The organism is Vibrio sp. 10N.247.311.12, assembly GCF_041467515.1.
Taxonomy (GTDB): domain Bacteria; phylum Pseudomonadota; class Gammaproteobacteria; order Enterobacterales; family Vibrionaceae; genus Vibrio; species Vibrio crassostreae_C.
Genome location: NZ_JBFSUV010000048.1, coordinates 25,130 through 44,841 on the forward strand (window position 1 = coordinate 25,130; position 19,712 = coordinate 44,841).

Annotated in this window: 18 protein-coding genes and 1 pseudogene; 11 read left to right on the plus strand and 8 right to left on the minus strand. The window is 45.5% G+C overall.

The window, feature by feature from the left end; translation table 11 throughout:
• Positions 1-26: 26 nt before the first annotated feature.
• Positions 27-644, plus strand: coding sequence for a bifunctional 4-hydroxy-2-oxoglutarate aldolase/2-dehydro-3-deoxy-phosphogluconate aldolase (locus AB6E30_RS18690; protein ID WP_372104823.1), 618 nt, complete (start codon positions 27-29; stop codon positions 642-644).
• 84 nt (positions 645-728) lie between these two features.
• Here the strand turns inward: AB6E30_RS18690 and AB6E30_RS18695 are convergent, their stop codons facing one another.
• The 3 genes and pseudogenes from AB6E30_RS18695 to AB6E30_RS18705 form a co-directional block, all read right to left on the minus strand.
• Entirely contained in the window at positions 729-1,604 is an 876-nt protein-coding gene (locus AB6E30_RS18695) for a radical SAM protein (protein WP_017087617.1), read from the minus strand.
• A 208-nt stretch (positions 1,605-1,812) separates the two neighbouring features.
• Positions 1,813-2,634 carry an SDR family NAD(P)-dependent oxidoreductase gene (locus tag AB6E30_RS18700; RefSeq protein ID WP_137002222.1) on the minus strand — a complete coding sequence of 274 codons (822 nt, stop codon included), beginning with the start codon at positions 2,632-2,634 and terminating at the stop codon, positions 1,813-1,815.
• Positions 2,635-2,844: 210 nt separating this feature from the next.
• Positions 2,845-3,003, minus strand: a pseudogene (locus AB6E30_RS18705) (enoyl-CoA hydratase/isomerase family protein); the annotation flags it as partial.
• Between the two features lie 446 nt (positions 3,004-3,449).
• Between AB6E30_RS18705 and AB6E30_RS18710 the strand changes: the two are divergent.
• Both AB6E30_RS18710 and AB6E30_RS18715 read left to right on the plus strand, forming a co-directional pair.
• A complete protein-coding gene (locus AB6E30_RS18710; protein WP_372104824.1) occupies positions 3,450-4,823 on the plus strand; it encodes an MATE family efflux transporter in 1,374 nt (457 codons plus the stop codon).
• Between the two features lie 9 nt (positions 4,824-4,832).
• Positions 4,833-5,243, plus strand: a complete 411-nt coding sequence (locus tag AB6E30_RS18715; protein WP_229648100.1) for a LysR family transcriptional regulator — start codon at positions 4,833-4,835, stop codon at positions 5,241-5,243.
• A gap of 149 nt (positions 5,244-5,392) precedes the next feature.
• Here the strand turns inward: AB6E30_RS18715 and AB6E30_RS18720 are convergent, their stop codons facing one another.
• Positions 5,393-7,465, minus strand: coding sequence for an alkyl/aryl-sulfatase (locus tag AB6E30_RS18720; RefSeq protein ID WP_372104826.1), 2,073 nt, complete (start codon positions 7,463-7,465; stop codon positions 5,393-5,395).
• A 188-nt stretch (positions 7,466-7,653) separates the two neighbouring features.
• Here AB6E30_RS18720 and AB6E30_RS18725 point away from each other — a divergent pair, with 188 nt between their 5' ends.
• Entirely contained in the window at positions 7,654-8,556 is a 903-nt protein-coding gene (locus tag AB6E30_RS18725; protein ID WP_017059462.1) for a LysR family transcriptional regulator, read from the plus strand.
• Here the strand turns inward: AB6E30_RS18725 and AB6E30_RS18730 are convergent.
• Complete coding sequence (locus AB6E30_RS18730) at positions 8,553-9,395, minus strand: DMT family transporter (protein WP_029235183.1); 843 nt, start codon at positions 9,393-9,395, stop codon at positions 8,553-8,555. The two genes, AB6E30_RS18725 and AB6E30_RS18730, sit on opposite strands and share 4 nt — an antisense overlap.
• Positions 9,396-9,649: 254 nt before the next feature.
• Between AB6E30_RS18730 and AB6E30_RS18735 the strand changes: the two genes are divergently transcribed.
• The 5 genes from AB6E30_RS18735 (at position 9,650) to AB6E30_RS18755 (ending at position 14,085) form a co-directional block, all read left to right on the plus strand.
• Positions 9,650-10,039: a VOC family protein gene (locus AB6E30_RS18735; RefSeq protein ID WP_372104828.1), complete on the plus strand. Its 390-nt coding sequence runs from the start codon at positions 9,650-9,652 to the stop codon at positions 10,037-10,039.
• Positions 10,040-10,090: 51 nt separating this feature from the next.
• A complete protein-coding gene (locus AB6E30_RS18740; RefSeq protein ID WP_372104829.1) occupies positions 10,091-10,615 on the plus strand; it encodes a hypothetical protein in 525 nt (174 codons plus the stop codon).
• A 169-nt stretch (positions 10,616-10,784) separates the two neighbouring features.
• On the plus strand, positions 10,785-12,224 hold the full coding sequence (locus AB6E30_RS18745; RefSeq protein WP_372104831.1) for a 6-phospho-beta-glucosidase: 1,440 nt from the start codon (positions 10,785-10,787) through the stop codon (positions 12,222-12,224).
• A 99-nt stretch (positions 12,225-12,323) separates the two neighbouring features.
• The gene (locus AB6E30_RS18750; protein WP_372104833.1) at positions 12,324-13,322 is read left to right on the plus strand and encodes a LacI family DNA-binding transcriptional regulator; all 999 of its coding nucleotides are present in this window, start codon (positions 12,324-12,326) and stop codon (positions 13,320-13,322) included.
• Between the two features lie 202 nt (positions 13,323-13,524).
• A complete protein-coding gene (locus AB6E30_RS18755) occupies positions 13,525-14,085 on the plus strand; it encodes a sugar O-acetyltransferase (protein ID WP_061037884.1) in 561 nt (186 codons plus the stop codon).
• Positions 14,086-14,152: 67 nt separating this feature from the next.
• On the opposite strand, the gene AB6E30_RS18760 is transcribed toward AB6E30_RS18755, so the two are convergent.
• On the minus strand, positions 14,153-15,340 hold the full coding sequence (locus tag AB6E30_RS18760; protein ID WP_029222798.1) for an MFS transporter: 1,188 nt from the start codon (positions 15,338-15,340) through the stop codon (positions 14,153-14,155).
• Between the two features lie 280 nt (positions 15,341-15,620).
• Here AB6E30_RS18760 and AB6E30_RS18765 point away from each other — a divergent pair, with 280 nt between their 5' ends.
• Positions 15,621-16,502: a LysR family transcriptional regulator gene (locus AB6E30_RS18765; RefSeq protein WP_017082594.1), complete on the plus strand. Its 882-nt coding sequence runs from the start codon at positions 15,621-15,623 to the stop codon at positions 16,500-16,502.
• Positions 16,503-16,624: 122 nt separating this feature from the next.
• On the opposite strand, the gene AB6E30_RS18770 is transcribed toward AB6E30_RS18765, so the two are convergent.
• Together AB6E30_RS18770 and AB6E30_RS18775 are read right to left on the minus strand one after the other, a co-directional pair.
• Positions 16,625-16,915: a putative quinol monooxygenase gene (locus tag AB6E30_RS18770; protein WP_017062386.1), complete on the minus strand. Its 291-nt coding sequence runs from the start codon at positions 16,913-16,915 to the stop codon at positions 16,625-16,627.
• 207 nt (positions 16,916-17,122) lie between these two features.
• Positions 17,123-17,620 (minus strand): hypothetical protein, encoded by a 498-nt coding sequence (locus AB6E30_RS18775; RefSeq protein ID WP_372104835.1) that lies wholly within the window; start codon positions 17,618-17,620, stop codon positions 17,123-17,125.
• Between the two features lie 455 nt (positions 17,621-18,075).
• Here AB6E30_RS18775 and AB6E30_RS18780 point away from each other — a divergent pair, with 455 nt between their 5' ends.
• Positions 18,076-19,608, plus strand: a complete 1,533-nt coding sequence (locus AB6E30_RS18780) for a phospholipase D family protein (RefSeq protein ID WP_372104837.1) — start codon at positions 18,076-18,078, stop codon at positions 19,606-19,608.
• Positions 19,609-19,712: the final 104 nt, after the last annotated feature.

Sequence of the window (19,712 nt, forward strand, 5' to 3'; positions counted from 1 at the left end):
CTGTTTGATAATGAGAGAAATGAACAATGAAAACAATTGAACAGCGACTCAGAGATATTCGCATCGTTCCGGTGATCGCCATTAATGACGTTGCTCAGGTTGTACCACTGGCGAAAGTGCTGGTTGAAAATGGTTTGCCTTGTGCTGAAGTGACATTTCGTACAGAAGCGGCAGCAGAGTCGATTCGTTTGATGCGTGAAGCCTACCCTGAGTTACTGATTGGCGCAGGTACTGTGCTGACTACAGATCAGGTGGATACTGCCATTGATGCGGGTGTTGATTTCATTGTTAGCCCAGGTTTGAATCCAACCACAGTCAAATACTGTCAGCAAAGAGGGGTTACGATCGTTCCTGGAGTGAATAACCCAAGCTTGGTTGAACAAGCAATGGAAATGGGGCTTAAGACACTAAAGTTCTTCCCAGCAGAGCCATCTGGCGGTGTTGCTATGTTGAAAGCGTTGACGGCTGTTTATCCGGTTAACTTTATGCCGACAGGCGGAGTAAGCCCAGCGAACGTTGAGTCTTACTTAGCACTGAAATCAGTTGTTGCCTGCGGTGGAACTTGGATGGTACCGACAGACAAAATGGACAAGGGTGATTGGGATGGAATCGCAGAATTAGTCCGAGCGGTCGGCTCCAGGTAGTTCGATAGAGAGCGACATAAGTAGAAAATGACAGCTGATACTGGCCCTTTTTGTGGCTGCTTCAAACGATGTAGAGGTTACTCGTTACCAAGCAAAGGTTTTAATGACGTTTTGCTTAGTGATTGGGTTATGCGCGATGTCTTGATTTATCTTGTCAAGAAACGGCTTACGAGCCTGAGGCAACATGCCACGCATTGGTGAGATGTTATTGCCGTGGTCGCCCCAGTAGTAGCAATCGAAATCTTCTAGGTTTTCGAGCAAGTATTTTTCTTCTTCCAGAATCTGCAATGGCGTTGGTAAAACAAACTCGCCACGGTTTACTTCTTTTTCCAACACCGACCCCGGTTGAACGGCTAAAGCCATCGGTGCAATTGCATCTGGCTGCATGATGTTCAGCAAGCTGGTGGTATTAATCGCATGCTCTACAGAACGTTCTTTGCCGCCAAGGCCAAAGATGAAAGAAGCCAGCACCTTGATGTCTGCTTCACGGGCTAAGTTCATACCTTCAATTGCATGCTCACGCGTCATGCGCTTTTGAATGCGTTCAAGCACAATTGGGTCACCGGACTCCAAGCCGGAATAGGCCATGCTTAAACCTGCCGACTTAATCTCTTTTAATTCAGACAAGCTCTTACGGCGAAAGTCATTGAACCCTGAATACAGAGAAATGTTCTTGATCTCTGGAAAGGTGATTTTGATGTAATCCAGAATCGAAATCAGCATCTCGGTTCGGATTGCCATTACGTTACCATCGACTAAAAAGATAGACTCTACATGCGGGTAGATTTTTCTCGCCGCATCAATATCTTCAAAGATGTCTTTGATATCTCTTACTTTGAAACGCTTATCATCAAACATCGTGCAGAAGGTACATTGGTTGTTACTGCACCCCAATGTTGTCTGGATGAGTACGCTCTCTGCTTCCATCCAAGGACGATAAACTTTACCTTCAAAACGCATAAATGCTCCTCGGCCGTAGCCTGTGTTGTTTCGACGAGGGCAAGTTTAGCAATCTGCATCTTGGGTGATAATTGGGCAAAGCGGGGAATCAGTATTAAAGAAATTTTAATAATCGAAAGAGCGCGCAGTTCTTTGTCTGTATGGATAGAACTGCGGCTTGGATCGTGTGTGGGGGGAGTGTTAGTGGTCGTTTTTTACTAATTAATGATCAGTGCGTAACGCACAGCTTTTCTTCGAGTAATTGATTAAGCACTGTCACCAGCTTGTGGTTCTTAGTGTTGTCTAATGCGTCGGCGTGCGGGTCTTTGAACAACCCAGAATCATTATCAAAATATTTACCAGAAGCGTTGGCAAACTCATCACTGAGCGCAGCACGACAAAGAATATCGGCTCCAATCGCTAGGTCGTTTCCATCAACGCCATAAGCATCTTTTACTAATTTACTGCCAAGGAAAGAGGCTGGGTTTACAGGGATAATTGCGGTGCCTTTGTCTAAAAGAGTATTGGCTAATTCGATGGACCACATCGTTAGCGCCAGCTTACTTTGCGCGTAAACCGGACCATCAAGTTCACCCGCACTCGGGCTGATTAATGCCTCTAAATCGACGGGTGCTTGGGCTGCTGAAGATAGATTGACGATACGACCTGTCGCATCAAAAAGAGGAAGCAGCTTTTGTGTCAGGAGATACGGCGCAATGGTGTTTACGACAAAACGTACATCAAGATTGTCTGGAGTGGTGATGTCCGACACCTTATACACACCTGCGTTGTTAATGAGTATATCGAGTCGTTTGTGATCGCTTTTGATTTGGGTTACGAGCGCCTCAACTTCAGAGAGCGTCGATAGGTCTGCGATGTAGCTTTCGATGATTGCATTCTTAGACAGGCGAGACAGAGCGGTCACGACTTTATTGACCTTAGCTGGGTTGCGGCCATGAATTAGAACATGGTGCCCTTGCTGCGTTAGTGCTTTTGCAGTCTCTAAACCAATGCCATCCGTGGCACCTGTGATCAGAATTATTTTTTGCATATTCCGTCCTTCAAAAAATAGTTTGAACAACGTTATAACAAAGATTAATGACACATAGTTGCATTTGGCTCACAAGCTGAAGACTCAAATGTGAGTCTATGGGGCAAATAATGACCATTTTAACACTTGGTGGTTAACCGTTGGCGTTTAACGATTAAGTAAGACAATGGGTCAGTTTGTGACTGACCCAAATTAAGAGAAGTGACCGAGTTATTTGATGTCTTGAACGTTCATAACCAGAGTTTCCCAGTTACGTTGGTTTTCCATATCGTGCTCTAGGCCTTGCTCATCGGCAATTTGGAAGCGCTTAACCGCAGGAGTTTTGCTCGTAGCTTGATACAACCAATAAGCTTCCGCTTTGAGTGCTTCGGCTTCGTCAGCATCAAAGTCTCTTGCCCTTGAACATTCACAGTACCGAAGTCAAAAGTGACGGTAAGAATTCCATTCTCGGCTTGAGCTTTAAACGTTGTATAACCTTGATATGCCATTTCCATATTCCTTCTGAGAGATTTCATTTCAGCCTATTCAGTGTGAATGCGACCTAAATTCAGGCTAACGAGGAATGTTCGAACCAACAATTAACCATTAAACGAAACACTATTAACGAATTATTAAGAGTGTTGGCGCGTTTGATAATTTCAATTTATTCAGTATCTTAGATGGATATTTTAACGTTGAAGGTATCTTGCTAATTCGATTGTCAACGAAATCTAAAAACTCATTCCTTGTCTGGCGCTCTTATCCTTTTCATTTAGCTTCGTATACTGCTCAACTAGGTAATTAGCCCCAAGGTACAGACAAGAGTGAACCGACTTATGCAGATGAGATCCGCGACTTTGAAAACCATCATTGAGAAAACGCTGCCACTGACGCTGGGTGTGTTTGCGATCATGATGGTGCAATTGGTCGATTCGATCTTTATTGGTCAGCTAGGGATGAATGAGTTGGCGGTTCACGGTATCACCTTGCCATTCCAAGCGGCGTTTACCGGTGTTCAAGTGGGAATCGGTGTCGCGGCAACGTCCATTATTTCTCAAGCGGTAGGGGCAAAAGAACAACGTAAATCCACCTCAATTGCCTCACTATCTGTCGGGTTCGGTGTCTTGGTGATTGCTTTGATCTGCATAGGCCTGATTGTTTTTAGCGATGCTGTTTTTGCGTCGTTTGTGAATGATGTCTCTGACGCTCAATACCAATCCATGCTGTTGATTTTTAATGTGTACTGGCCGTTGTGGCTATTCAGTGCATTGATGGTGGCGGTGCTTTATCTGGCCACCTGCGTTTATCGAGCCAATGGCGATACCAAAACAACCGGCAGCATGTTCTTGGCTGCCAGCGTGATTAACCTAATTCTCGACCCTATTCTGATCTTTGGATTGGATATGGGCATCGCAGGGGCGGCGATCGCATCGAGCATTGGCTACGCTTTCGGCGCAATCTACATGCTAATCAAGTCTCGCGGCAAAGGTTGGTTTGGCTTCAATGGCGCGTGCAGTAACCGAATCAAAGGCTACAGTTTTGAGTTATTCAAGACGGTAATGCCAACCACTGCGAATCAGATATTACCTGCGGTCAGCGCGTTCTTCTCAATGCTATTGATTGCGAGAATCGGAACCGATGAGATGGCTTTTTGGAGCTTACTCGCCCGTGTTGAAAGTTTTATGCTGGTGTTTTCTCTTGCTCTGACGATGTCTATCCCGCCTATGATTGGTCGTTACCTAGGGGCGCAGCAGCGATGCAAAATCCCTGAGCTATTGAATACAACAGCGAAGTTCTTATTGGTTTTCCACACCGTGATGGCAACATTGTTGGCGCTGTTTAGTGGCTGGATTATTCCTGTTATCTCGGAAGAACAAAGCATACGCAGCTGGTTTGAAGTGACCTTGTTATTTATACCGTTCAGCTATGGGCCGCTTGGGCTTTGCATGTTGGTTGCGTCGGTCTTTAATGCCTTGGGTGTGCCGCGTAAAGCTTTGAATGTCTCTTTCCTACGCTTGTTTGTTTTCTACATTCCCGCTTTATGGATCGGCTCGATAACCGGAGACATGGTCAATGCGGTTATTGCTGCGACAGTCGCCAATGTTTTAGCGGGCGCTTTTGCATGGTTTAAGCTTAATGCCTATATTAAAACTCACATTATTCCCCGTGCCGCTGCGGCCAATAAGCAGCGTGTACTCAGCGCAGGCTAGCCATTATTGATGAACATTGAACATCTAAAATTGTTTGTGCGACTCGCGTCTACGCACAATATAGGTCAAGCAGGACAAGAGCGTGGGTTGTCACCTCCGGTAGCCAGTATTCATATCGGAAAACTCGAAGAGAGCCTAGGTGCTATCCGCGTCGATCACGGTGAAGCGGTAAGGGATGTATGTGTCGATGGATTGGGCATTGCCATGTGCGCGAGTTGGATAGCATACAAGCAGCTCGCGGAAGGTTCGCTGGTTGAGGTGTTGCCGGATTACCCTTTAAAGGATGAGGCGGCTATCTGGGCGGTATACCCGAGTGCTCAGTTACTTGCACCAAAGGTGCGCGTATTTATCGATTACTTTGTTCAATATTATGGTTCACCTTCTTATTGGGATTGCGACGTAAACGGTCAAGCTGAGTAGCTATCAGCTTCAGTAAGAGTAGCGTTCAAGAAGCACTCATTGAGAACAAATAAGAAAGCCCCAACCAAAAGGGAGGGGCTTGTTTTTATGTTCTTTATAGAACGTTTTTCTAGCTAACTGCTGTTGTTTTTATTTAGTGTATCCGGCGTTTAATGAGCGTGTACCGCTGAATCTTGGTATAGCTCTGCATCAACTTCTTCGCCTTTACTTGGGCGCGGTACAATCTCAAAAGAGGTGTCAGCTTCTGTCAGTGAAGACAGCAGTTTGTTAAGTGATGTCTTATCACCTTTCACGCCTGCTTGTCCGTCTTCTAACAGTTTTCCAAGGCTTGTTTTCTTAAGCACGATGTCAGACACGTCAGACTTATTGATGATCAGTGTCGTATCCGCATCTTGCAGCTCTGATACTTGGATGTTGTTCAGGTTGCCGTTAGACATCTCAACGTAGTAGAACTCTTTTACATCAGGCAACTGAATATTCAATGTAAATGGTGTTTCTTGTGCTTTTAGCGAATCCACTTTTACGGCTAAGTAATCGAGTAGGTTTTCAATCGTCATGTTCGCTAACACATCCGGAGATGCAGTTTTCGGTGCGCCCGGTTGTGTGCCAATACGAAGCTCTTGAGCGCCGGTTAGGTAGATGTTTCTCCAACCTGCACCTTCTGATTGATAACCCAACTGCTCGTATGTATCTGCCAATAAGCCACGTGCAACTTTGTTCTCTGGCTCAGCTTGAATCACCTTATTCAGTGCTGTTGCAACGAAGCGGTATTCACCTTCTTGGAAATCTTGCTGCGCTTTTTCAATCACAGCATCGCTGCCGCCCATGTACTCAACAAACTTCACCGATTCTGGCTCGATTGGTAATGGATTAAGGTTAGCTGGGTTCATGTCGAAGTAACCAAGATACATGTTGTACACAGCGCGAGCGTTGTGAGAGTAAGTACCGTGGTAACCGTTGGTGTGCCAAGACTGTTGAATGCTGTCTGGCATGACCTTGTAAATCTCGTCCCCGATGTCTTGTAGAACCACACCGTTATTGGCTAAGCGAAGCGTTTGGTTATGAGTAAAACCGTAAGCGTCACGCTGCATTTTTAGGTAATCAGAGATCTCTTGTTCGCCCCAGATTGGCGATGAGTGAGACGCAAACAGCACCTCAGTATCTTCACCCCAAGTGACTAACATCTCGTTGATCTTCTTAGACCATTTCAAGCCGTCACGTACTTTAGCGCCACGCAGCGTGTACAGGTTATGCATGCCTTGGTAAGTCAGCTCGCCAGTCCAAAGTGCTTTCATGCTTGGAATATACGTCACCATTTCAGAGGCCGCTTCGGTACCTGAAGCATCCATGAATTGCATTTCTAGGCCGTCGATAACCAGAGTTTCAATCTCTTCGTTATGGTTCAGCTCGTAGTCTGGCAGTACGTAAGTAATGCTACCGGTTGATAGACCTTTCGACAGTGCTGCATCCACAATACCGTGTTCATGTCGGTTCAGCGTTGCGCCATATTGATAAGCGGTACGACGAGACATTGCATTACCCGCCAATACGTTTTCGTCGACGATCTCTTTAGTAATGTTTTTCGAACCGTACACTTTTACATCTGGGTATGCGTCTTTGATTGCTCTTGCGCCACCAAAGTGATCAGCGTGCGAGTGAGAGTAAATCATGGCAACGACGGGCAGTTCACCACCATCAGGCACATTGTTCTTGAAGAATTCGAGTGATTTGGCGGCTGATTCTTTGGTCAGAAGAACGTCGTAGGCGATCCAACCGTTGTCACTACGAATGAAAGAGATAGACGCTAAATCCGCGCCTCGAACTTGGTAAACTTTACCCGGAACAACTTCATATAAGCCTTCTGCTGCTTGGTTCAATACCGCTTGGCGCCACAGTGAAGGGTTTACTGAATCTGGTGCTTGGTCTGCATTCGTCACACTTGGGTCGATAAAGTTAAAGCTATTGCGAATGATGTCGCCCGTCTCTTGGTCGAAGCTAGCAATAAGGCCCTTGTTGTTATTGTCGAAAGCGCGAGTGTCGGCAAAGTTAAGTGTTTTTGCGAACTCTTGGTTTGCTTTGGTCGTCATCTCGGTTGCGCTTTTGCCACCTTGGTCGCCAATTTCGCTGAAGTGTGCGTGGTCATGGTTAGCTGCAACTGCCGGGAATGCGAGCGAGATAGCCAGGAACAGTGATGCATTTTTGAACGTGCGAGAAGTTGTCATAAGAGCCTCTTCATTTCAGAATTTTGTTTCGTTGAGGCGATTATAGGAATAAGACATATAGCAACAAATAAAGTAAGCTTTATTTAATACATCACGATTGGCTATGTATTGAATCATGCGATGGTTGGGCGACGAAGACGAATCCTGACCTATGATTGATTAAGACCACATTGACAGGGAGAGTAACGGTGAGCGACGTGGAAAAGTTGGATTTAAATCTATTGAGCGTGTTCTTAGAAGTGTATCGATTAAAGTCGATCACGCTTGCATCAGAATCGCTTGGTATGACTCAGCCTGGGGTTAGTGGGGCATTGAAGCGATTGCAATCTCAGCTTGATACCGACCTGTTTATTCGTGAAGGGCGTGGGATTATTCCGACTAACGCTGCGGTGCAATTGGCAGACCGAGTAGAGCCTGCTCTAGAAGGGATAAGCAGCGCAGTAAGCACTTTAAAGACATTTGATAATCAGCAGCATCATGTGTTTCGTATCCTGGTGAATGAGATTGGATTAACCAAGCTTCAACCTCTCGTCGAGCAAGATGAGACGTTGGGCAATATCTCGATTGAATTCAATATGGTGCCGAACAACGAAGAAGAATTATTGCAAGGCTTGAGCATGCAACAAGCTGATTTAGCGATTGATATCCATTACCCGCAAGTTAACGGCTACATGAAGCAGCCGATGATTGAAGATGAGTTGGTGCTGATAGCTCGAAAGGGGCATCCGAGAATCAATGGCTCTGTGACGCAAGAGCAATATTACAACGAAAAGCATGTTACTTTTAGAATGCGTCGAACCCGTTTATACACGGCAGATTATTTTACCAAGTCGCCACTGAAACAGAGAAAAGTGAGTGCCGAGTGTGACTCGCTGATGACCATGTGTGTGCTGGTATCGGGCTCAGATTGTGTCGGCAGTACATCGCGTGATTTTGCCAATCAATTTTCCGAATCCTTCCAGCTTCAAGTCCTTGATCAGCCGTTTGAAATCTTACCGATGCAGCAATACATGATTTGGCATAAAAGAACCGATTTGAACCCTGCTCATCAGTGGCTGAGAAACAAGATTCAGCAATATATGGCTGATTAACGAGCCGCTCTTGCTGCTCGTTTCTGTTTGGCGCTCTCTATCATCTTAGAAGGCGTCATTCCTGTCACCAACATGGTGCCGGTGATAACTAGAATTGAACCAACAATCGTATTGATGCCAATTGCTTCATCTAAGAATAAGTTACCCCATAGAATACCAAATACCGGAATGATGAAGGTCACGGACAGGGCTGAAGGTGCGCCGAGTTCAGAGACGAGATTGAAGTAAAGTAGATACGCTAACCCAGTACATACCGCGCCTAATAAGACAACCGATGTAGTGATCGTAACGTCGGGTGTTTCTCTCATCGGAATAAAGAATACAAACGGCAAAACCAGCAATACCGCAGCCCACATGCTGCCATGAGCATTGTTGAATGCCTCAACTTTAGGGGCTTGTTTGGTATAGTTTGACGCTATTCCGTAGCTAAAGGCCGCCATCACTGCTGCAAAGATAGGAAGCATAGCCTCACGGCCAATGTTCATCGCATCCCAACCGACTAACACGCCAACTCCTGTTACCCCAATCCCAAGTCCCAATAGAACTTTCGCCTCGAGTGCTGTTTTGGTCCATATTGCACCAATGATTGCCGCCCATATTGGCGCGGTAGAGTTCAAGATGGCGAGTGTCGAGGCGTTAAGTGTCTGCGCGGCATAAGCGAAAAGCAAAAAAGGAAGTGTGGTGTTAAACAGGCCGAGAATGAAGAAGTGTTTTGCGTGATCATGAAAAGAGAGCTTCTTTTTTAAATAGAAAGAAACTAAAAGCAGAGTAAGTGCTGCAAACAGAACTCGCGCTTCAATTAAGACTGCGGGCCCTAATGGATTGGCGGCCATTCTCATGAAAAGAAACGAGCCTCCCCATATAGCCGCAAGTAGTATCAGTTTTAAAAAGCTCACAGTTTGAATCTCAGATTGTGTAAAACCTGACTATGGAGGAAAGATAACTATTCCACAAACATAGATGCCAATACTGTGCAGTTATGGACATAAAATCGAGCCCGTTAATCAGGAACAATTTCGATGAATTTCGTTCTGTTTATTGTTCCTTATTTGATGAGTAATCTAGCGTTAGACATCAAACTTATGCAAACAAAATGAAGATTGAACACATCGCAATTTGGACCAAACAACTCGAAGTACTGAAGCGATTTTATGAAGATTATTTCGGCGCGACATCCAACGTAAAATATCACAACCCGACCAAAGGGTTTTCTTCATACTTCCTCTCTTTCGAAACTGGAAGTCGCTTAGAGATCATGGAAATGGACTCGGTGCCTGAATCGAAAGATGACATCTATGATCAATTTACGGGCTTCATTCATATGGCGATTTCATTAGGCTCGGAACAAGCGGTTGATGAACTTACAAGTCGCTTGGTCGAAGACGGCTATGAGCGCTTAGATGGCCCAAGAAGAACAGGCGATGGCTATTATGAGAGCTGTGTACTCGATCCGGATGGTAATCGCTTAGAACTTACCGTTTAATGGAGGGAGCTTGAATAGCTTTTAACTCACTAACGGAACTGAGGTATTACAATGATGAAGCGTGCTTTGACTTTCCTTTTTAGTCTTGGGCTGATGGGATGTGCTACCTCAGAACCGGTATATGAACCAGAAGCTGACCCGAAGCCTGAACTATCCCAACCCGTTGGATACCTTGGTTTCAAAGCTCACCAAGAGTGGGCCATTCAATTTAACGATTGCACGGTCTACGATTTAATCGGCGCACAACCTTACCAGTGGTTTGATCGAACTTCAGCCTCTGTGAGCTGTTATACGTTTAAGCCAAATGATGCCATCGAGCCTTTATCAGTCTATGCCGACGCAAACGTCGACAGCAATAAGCTAACCCCGATTAACCGCTTTCAAGAGCTGCAGGTATCAGAGTCTGGCTGGGGCAAGTTTCCTGCCGTCTATGAGACCAACGGCACCAACTGGTTGAAAGTCAAAGAGGGTTGGATTCACCTCACTTTAGCCGATCAGACACTCGTCCAGTTCTACCCGGGAACTCAAGACCTATCCGGCAAATCACTGCATGATCAGTATTTTGAACAGCATTGATCGTAATGCTGACTGTTGATTAGTCTTTAGATCGATCAAAAAAGATCTTTTAACTGTTGCTGAAACCGGTTTCAATCTGTATCTTTGCTTTTATTGAAATCGATTTCAGAGTTGTAATTGCAGCTCAAATTCTGATCTTTTTCACGAATAACTTGTAGTGAGTAATGGTATGAACAACGAATTTTCGAACGATTTTTTATGGGGCGGTGCAGTAGCAGCGCATCAACTAGAAGGCGGCTGGGATGCGAATGGTAAAGGTGTCAGTGTTGTTGATGTATTAACAGCGGGCGCTCATGGTGTACAACGTCGAATCACCGATGGCGTGATTGATGGCGAAAACTATCCTAACCAAGTCGCAGTGGATTTCTACCATCGCTACAAAGAAGACATTAAGTTATTCGCTGAGATGGGCTTTAAGTGTTTCCGTACCAGTATCGCGTGGACGCGTATCTTCCCAAATGGCGATGAAGCTGAACCGTGTGAAGCGGGTTTAGCGTTTTACGATGATCTGTTTGACGAGCTGTTGAAATACGACATTCAGCCTGTGGTAACACTGAGCCACTTTGAAATGCCTTACCATCTAGCTAAGGAATATGGCGGCTGGATGAACCGCAAAGTGATCGACTTCTTCGTTAAGTATTCAACTGCAGTGATGGAACGATACCAACACAAAGTGAAATACTGGATGACGTTTAACGAGATCAACAACCAGATGAACACCTCGGCAGATATTTTCGGTTGGTTATGCTCAGGCGTGAAGTTTCCACAATGCGAAAAGCCGCAAGAGGCGATGTATCAAGCGGTTCACCATCAGTTTGTTGCGAGTGCGTTGGTGGTTAAGAAAGGTCACGAGATCAATTCAAATCTTCAAATTGGCGCAATGTGTGCGATGGTGCCTTTCTATCCTCGTTCTTCAAAGCCAGAAGACATCATGGTGGCACAGCAAGCGATGCGTGACCGTTATTTCTTCTCGGATGTAATGGTGCGTGGTCATTACCCAAATTACGCTAAGCATGACTGGGCAATCAAAGGCTTCAATATTGAGATGCAGCCCGAAGATGAGCAGATCCTAAAAGAAGGCAAGGCTGATTACTTAGGCTTTAGCTACTACATGTCTAATACCTTGGATTCTTCTTCTCACCAATCGACTGAAGAAGCGATGGACGGCGGTCATGAAAACTCGGTCGATAACCCGTTTATCCAGTCTAGCGATTGGGGCTGGCCAATTGACCCAACCGGTTTGCGTTTCTGTTTAGCGTCTCTGTATGAACGTTATGAAGTGCCATTGTTCATCGTTGAGAACGGTTTTGGCGCTGTTGATACCATTGAAGAAGATGGCAGCATTAATGACGACTACCGTATCGCTTACCTTGGCGACCACATCAAAGAGATGAAAAAAGCCGTTGCGATTGATGGTGTTGATTTGATGGGTTACACCCCTTGGGGCTGTATCGACTTAGTTTCGTTCACCACGGGCGAGATGAAAAAACGCTACGGATTCATTTACGTAGATAAGCACAACGATCAATCTGGCTCACTAGAACGCAAGCGCAAGAAGTCTTTCGAGTGGTATAAAGGTGTGATTGCATCTAACGGTGCCACTATTTAGAATGCATTCCCCAGCGCAGTTATGTGAACTGTGAGCTGTCATTTTGCAATGAATTAGTCGGCCTATGTCGGCTAATTTTTTATAAAGGAAAAGAAGCGAATGGTAACCATGCTTGATGTCGCAAACCGCGCAGGCGTATCTAAATCGACCGTTTCTCGTGTCTTAAATGGCAAGAACATCGTGCGCCCAGATGTGGTGAAAAAGGTATTTGATGCGATTCAAGAAACAGGTTATCGACCGAACTTGTTGGCTCAGCAATTGGCGACCAAGAAGACCAATTTCATCGGCTTTGTAATTACCAATGAGTTGTTCAATGGCCCTTACTTCTCTTCCTTGATGTATCACGCGGCTTCTTATAGCGAAAAGTCGAATCACCAATTGGTGATCACCGATGGCAAACACAGCGCTGAAGACGAAAGAAAGGCGATCAATTTCCTGCTGGATATGAAGTGCGCGGGCATCATCATCTATCCGCAATGTTTAACCGAAAGCGAGATAGCTCAGATCATCGAAAGCACTGACACTCCGATTCTGGTACTCAACCGAGAAATGCCGTCGAAGCCCAATCATGCTATTACCACCGACCATTATCAGAGCGCTTGTTTGATGGTTGAACACATCATCGAGCAGGGTCATACCGATATTGCAGTGATTCGTGGTAAAGCCGGTTCTTCGACCGATGAGCTGCGTTACCAAGCCTATCAAGATGTGCTAACTAAACAGGGTGTTGCATTGGATGAGTCCAACGTTGTTCAAGGTGATTGGACGATGGAGAGCGGTTATCACGCGGCTCAGGCTTTGGCAAAAAGCAGAACCACATTCACTGCTATCTTGTCTGAAAACGATGATATGGCGATTGGTGCGATTAAGGCGTTAACCGAACTTGGGTACTCATTGCCTCAAGATGTTTCGATCGTCGGCTTTGATAACAGCAAAGTGGGGGCGTTTTTAACGCCAAGCTTAACGTCTGTCAGTGTGCCATTAGAGCAAATGACGCAAAAGGCGATCCTGCAAATTGTCGGTGAAACAGAGCAAGCGACCACCATCAATACCACCGGCAGTTTGGTGCTACGTGATTCGATAGCGAAGCTAAATTAGCACTGTTCGAATTTCATATGTTACCTACAAAAAGTGATGAGCTGCGCATCTCTTAAACCAAGCTCAAACACTCCTTATTCACTGTTATTTAGATATGCGATATTGCGTTTTTGGTCGATGAATTGACCAGCATTAGTTAAGTAATGTGAAACTAGCTAAGTAATATGAAAATAGCTAAGTGATGTGAGAACAGGTAAGTAACGTGAAAACAGAAAAACAAAAAATGCTAGCAGGCGAACCCTATCAGGCTTGGGATAAAGAGCTTTATTCAGCTCGAATCGAATGTCGTAAGGTGCTTCAAAAACTCAATAACAGTATTCCTGACACACCTGAATGGGAAGCGGCAACGCAAGAGCTCATTCCGGGCTGTGAAAACGCGCATCTAGAACCTCCATTTCGTTGTGACTACGGCTCGAACATCAAGCTGGGCAAGAACTTCTACGCTAACTTTAACTGCGTGATTTTGGATGTGGCTGAAGTGACTATTGGCGACAATGTGCTACTTGGTCCGAACGTTCAAATCCTGACCGCAGGTCATCCACTTGATGTGAAAGGCCGAGTTGAAGAGGGTGTTGAGTTTGGCACACCGATTAATGTTGGCGATAATGTTTGGCTTGGCGGTGGTGTAATTATCTGCCCCGGTGTCACTATTGGCGAAAACAGCGTGATTGGCGCAGGCAGTGTGGTGACCAAGGACATCCCAGCCAATGTGGTTGCCGTCGGTAATCCATGTAAAGTGCTGAAAGCGATCGATAACGAGTAATAATCAGATTGAATTGATAAAGCCCGAACCTAGGTTCGGGCTTTGTTTTTTCTATTCTTGCTAGATGCTAGATGCTAGATGGAACAGCTTGTTGTGCTTGCTTTTTATCTAACGCACCACTGAATCGAGTCAGAACAAGAGCGATCAAAACGATCACAGCACCTACCCAAGGGGTGTTCATTAATCCAGATTTCGCGACAATCAAACCACCGCCCCATGAGCCTAATGCGATACCGACGTTGAAGGCTGCAATGTTCAACCCAGAAGCGACATCGACTGCGTCTGGTGTGTATTTCTCAGCCAGTTTCACAACATACACTTGTAGCCCCGGAACGTTACCGAATGCGAATGCACCCCAAACCAAAATGGTAGCAACAGCTGCGTAAGGGTTTACTGCGGTAAAGTTGAATACCACCAGTACTGCGGCTAAACCAGAGAAGATAACGGTCAACGCTTTAATCGGGCCCATCTTGTCGGCCATTTTTCCGCCCCAGATGTTACCTACCGCCACTGACACACCGTAAACCAACATGATGAGACTGATAGAGCTCGAATCAAACCCTGATACATTTTCCAGTATTGGAGCAAGGAACGTAAACGCTGTGAACGTACCGCCATAACCTAGTGCTGTGATAGCGTAAACCAACAGTAAGCGTGGTTGAGTTAGAACCTTTAGTTGTGCCGAAATCTTCGCCGCAGGTGGTTGCTTAAGGTTGCTTGGAACCAAGATAGCACTACCGATAAGAGCAATAAGGCCAAGCAGAGCAACGATCAAGAAGGTCGCTTGCCAGCCAAAGGTTTGGCCGATATAAGTGCCCAGTGGTACGCCGGTTACCAATGCAACCGTTAAACCTGTAAACATGATCGCAATGGCACTGGCTGCTTTATCTTTTGAAACCAAACCTGTCGCGATGGTCGACCCAATCGAGAAGAACACACCATGGGCAAGGCCAGTCAAAATTCGTGCGGCGATCAGCGTGTTATAGCCTGGAGCTTGCCACGCCAATAAGTTACCAATGACAAACAATGCCATCACGGTCAGCAACACCGATTTACGATTCCATTTGCCGGTTAATGCCGTTAATACTGGTGCGCCAATAGCAACGCCAAGCGCGTATAAACTGACTAATAAACCTGCTGATGGCAGAGATACATTCAAGTCGCTCGCCATGGTAGGAATCAAGCCTACGATGACAAATTCTGTGGTTCCGATGGCAAAGGCGCTGAGCGTCAATGCAAGTAATGCTAGTGGCATAATCATCTCTCTTACTGTTCTTTGTTAAGTACCGAGCGCGATAAAATGGGGCAGCTTGTGACTGCAATAGGAGCGCTTCGTTTGATGGCGAGGATTATCTAGCAAAATATATTTGTGAAAAATGCCATCATTAACAAATAACCTTTGTGGTATTTGCAATAATTGGAGGGTTAGCCGATCATTGGATTAAGCTGATGAGATCGAAAAGACACCGTGATTTGAGCTGTGATGAGCACAAACGAGATGACATTAAACAAAATGAAGATAGCGAAGGAGCCTCATGTTAACCCGTTCAGATGATTTAGAAATGGTACTCACCGTTGTCGATGCTGGTGGTTTTTCTGCGGCGGCAGAGGCGCTGGATGTGCAGGTCGCCAAGGTGTCTCGCTCGGTGAGTAAGGTTGAGTCGCAACTCGGCGTCTCAATATTCAACCGAACAACGAGACGCGTGGAATTGACGGAGGAAGGACGGCAGTTTGTCGATTCAGTCAGGGTGGGATTACAGATGATTCAGAGCGCGGAAGAAGAAATCGTGTCGCGCGGAGAGTTGCCAAAAGGTCGTTTAAGAGTCGATGCCGCCAGTCCATTCGTATTCCATCAGCTAGTGCCGTTGGTGCAGTCATTCAAAGAGGCTTACCCAGACATTGAGTTGGAACTCACTTCCAACGAAGGCTTCGTTGATCTTCTCGAAAAGAGAACTGATGTTGCGATTCGAATCGGTAAGCTGTCCGATTCAACACTGCACGCTCGACCGTTAGGTAAAAGCTTACTCCATATTGTGGCGTCACCTGATTATCTCGCTAAGCGTGGGTTGCCCACCAAGCCTGAAGATTTGAGCTCGCATCAAATTGTGGGATTTGCGGGTAACAAAGTGCTTAACCATTGGCCTTTACCAAACCAAAGTGATGTCGCGCCTACCGTGACAGCCAGTAATGGTGAAACCGTGCGTCAACTAGCACTAGCTGGAAATGGGATAGCTTGTTTATCGGGGTTTATGGTGCAGGAAGATATGGCAGCAGGGCGTCTAATCCCTATTCTGGAACAAGACAAACTTGCGAATACAGATCGAGAGCGAGTGAATGCGGTTTACTACAAGTCGTCATCGGTCTCTAAACGTATCTCAGCGTTTATCGATTTTATTCAGCCCCGTTTGAAGCTCTAACTAAGGCAGACCGACGATATCCGCTTAAATGAAAAAAGCCCCGCTGGCGTGCTGCGGGGCTTTCAAATCGAACTCGATAGCTTGTCAGTGTGCTTTCTAGTAACAGACTACTGAAATTGTACTTAAGCGATCTTAGTCATCTCGTTAAGTGTAAATGACGTAACACTGCCTTCCGTTGCTGCCATGTATTCAGCAAGGTGGGTATTACCCATGTGTGTTTGCCAAAGTTCACGTGATGTCCAGTTTTCGTAGAAAGTGAAATGTGCTGGGTTTTCATTGTCTTGGTGAAGGTCGTAGTTGATACAGCCTTCTTCAGCGCGAGTAATATCAATCAGCTTTAGCAGCTCTGCTTTAACCAATTCAATTTTGTCTTCGTTAGCGACGATGTTTGCGACGATAGTTAGTTGAGTCATGTTCGTACCTATATTATTTTTCACCGAAATGGTGATTTGTCTGTGTTTACAGTGCCACTCTTTGTTCATTGAGCTGCAGTCTGTGTCGATGGATAAATAATAGTGGGAATATTTGAAACGATAAACAGTGCTACATTTGAATTATTGTCAAAAAATAATTGATAATAACTTGGGCATTATGTGCTACTAGGCGTAGGTGAGGAGTATTTAGAAGCCGCCCGCCCACGCATCAAAATCGTCAATGTTGTCGAGCTCTTCTTTAGTTCTTGGGGCTGGGTAATAAGGCAGAGCCAATCTTTGAGTGGAAGGTTGCAGTTCCCAATCGGGTGTAATCTTGAGTCGGGTTAATTCATCGTTGAGGCGCACAGACATATAGTAGCCATCGGCATGGGTATTGGCGTAACTCGCGATTGTGGCGATATCTCCAGAAGGTAATTTTACGTCTCGACCCAGTGGATAGAGCTGGTGCAATGCGAAACTCACTTTGGGATCTTCAAGTTTGCCTTGCTTAAAGCGTTCTAATCCGATGGCGGTTGAAGTGGTGCGAGGCTTCCAACCCGCGAGGAATAATCCACTCAAGTTATCTTGGAATGGTTTACCTATTCGATTGCCTTCATTACTAATGAATTGAACTGTTAGTTTATCTCCTGACTCTTCCAGAATTTCTAAAAGCTGTTCACCAGTGCGATCGACCAAGAGCTTCATAATATCCAGCTACCATCAAGAATGAGAGACGATAAAGGGTACGTAGCGTGAACAATGTTTTCGGTGTTGATCCTTACATGCCCTTAGATCAACAACAGCTTTAGCGCTTACGTAAGTAATGCGTTTGCACAATCTCATATAAGTAAGTCGACACGCCTGTTAGTGTGAAATCAAGCGGTGAAACTAGATCTCCAAACAATGGTGAAGCATCACCCAGACCGAATAGAGCTCACCATTGACATGGTCGAAAAGCCGCTGAGTTTATACTGTTTGGCACTCACCCAACTTAAGTGATTTGTGGGCCAATTTACCGACCTTTAAATTTATACTGGATAATTACCTATAAATTTCAGGCTTTAGCAGTAATAATCAATGAATAGATCGGAATAGCTTGTTCATTGAAAAGCTGTACGGAAAGTTTCTAAAGACGCCATCGTGAAAAGGAAGTCAGATACATGCCTGTGCTCCAACGCATCAGTTTAACGTTAATCTTAATCGCCGTTTTAGGTGGGTGTTCTTCACTTCCTGAAGGCATCGATCATCCAACAGAACCGCCAACCTCTCCTGCACCTAGTTCTTTATCGGTTCTAACCAATGAATTTCAGCCTGAAGCTTTAGAGCAAGGCACCACTGCGGTTCGTCTGCAAGAGTCTGGTTGGGATGCCTTGGCACAGCGATTAGCGCTGGTCGAAAGTGCCGAGCACACCATCGACATTCAATATTACATCTGGAACTCTGACGAATCGGGCAGCTATCTCGCTAGCCGTTTATTAGCAGCGGCCGAGCGCGGTGTGAAGGTTCGCGTAATGCTGGATGATATCAACCTCAACGAACGTGAAGGTTTGCTGTCGGCACTGGATGCGCACCCTAACGTCGAGATTCGTATCTTCAATCCAACGCCAACACGCCGTGGCTTCAGTAAATGGCTGAGCTTTGTCGGTGACTTTTCTCGCTTAAATCGCCGTATGCACAATAAGTCGTTTACCGTAGATGGTACTTTGTCTGTGGTGGGTGGCCGTAATATCGGTGATGAATACTTTGACCTTTCTGATGAAATCAATTTCCGAGACCGCGATGTATTAGTCATGGGCTCGGTAGTTAACACCATCCAAACCAGTTTTGTTGAATACTGGAACAGCCGTTGGTCTTACCCTGTCGATATGCTGGGTGATGACGAACAACCTGATCTCTCGAAGATAGATAATATTGTCGTTCCGCATTATCAAAATTATCCTGAATTACCATTAGATCGTAAGGCTGCTGATAGTTTACTGAAAGAGGTGGTTGGTGAGATGACTTGGGTGAATGCGCGTTTTGTTTATGATCAACCCGTCCCTGATGACTCCGATAATACTGATGAACCAAAAGCGACCGCGATTCTTCTAGGTAAGTTAGCGAGCGAATCGAAACAAGAGATCTTATTGGAATCGGCTTACCTTGTATTCGATGATGGTCAGCTTGAAGAGTGGCAGGTATTGAATAACAAGGGCGTTGAGATAAAAGCGCTAACGAACTCTATGGCGTCTAATGATCTGGTGACCAATCACTCCGCTTATGCGGGTAGACGTTACGATATGTTGGAGCATGGTATCGACCTGTTTGAGCTAAAACCAGAATCTAAGCTGTGTGAAGCATCGACTCAAGACGCGTCTAAATGTGCGCCTGAGACGGCCTATGGCTTGCACGCAAAGTCAGTCGTATTTGACCGCAGCATCGCGAGCATCGGCTCATTTAACTTCAATTTGCGTTCTACCTACCTCAATACGGAATCGGTTTTGATCATCGAGAATAAAGAGATTGCTGAAATGTTAGCAAAAACTATTGAACAAGCAATGAGTGACGATAATAGCTGGCGTTTGGAACTGGAAGACGGTGATGTGTATTGGTATTCAGGCGATCAAAGCTGGGACAGCGAACCAGAAACGGGTAAGTGGGAACGAATGCAGTCAGGCTTTTTGCAATTGCTACCGATTGAGAAATATCTGTAAGCTAGCCGCCTCCGGATAAATAAAAATGTCAGCGTATAATACGCTGACATTTTTGTTGTGCGCCGAGCATGGCGTTGATCTAGGAGGTGAAAGTCCTCTACGGG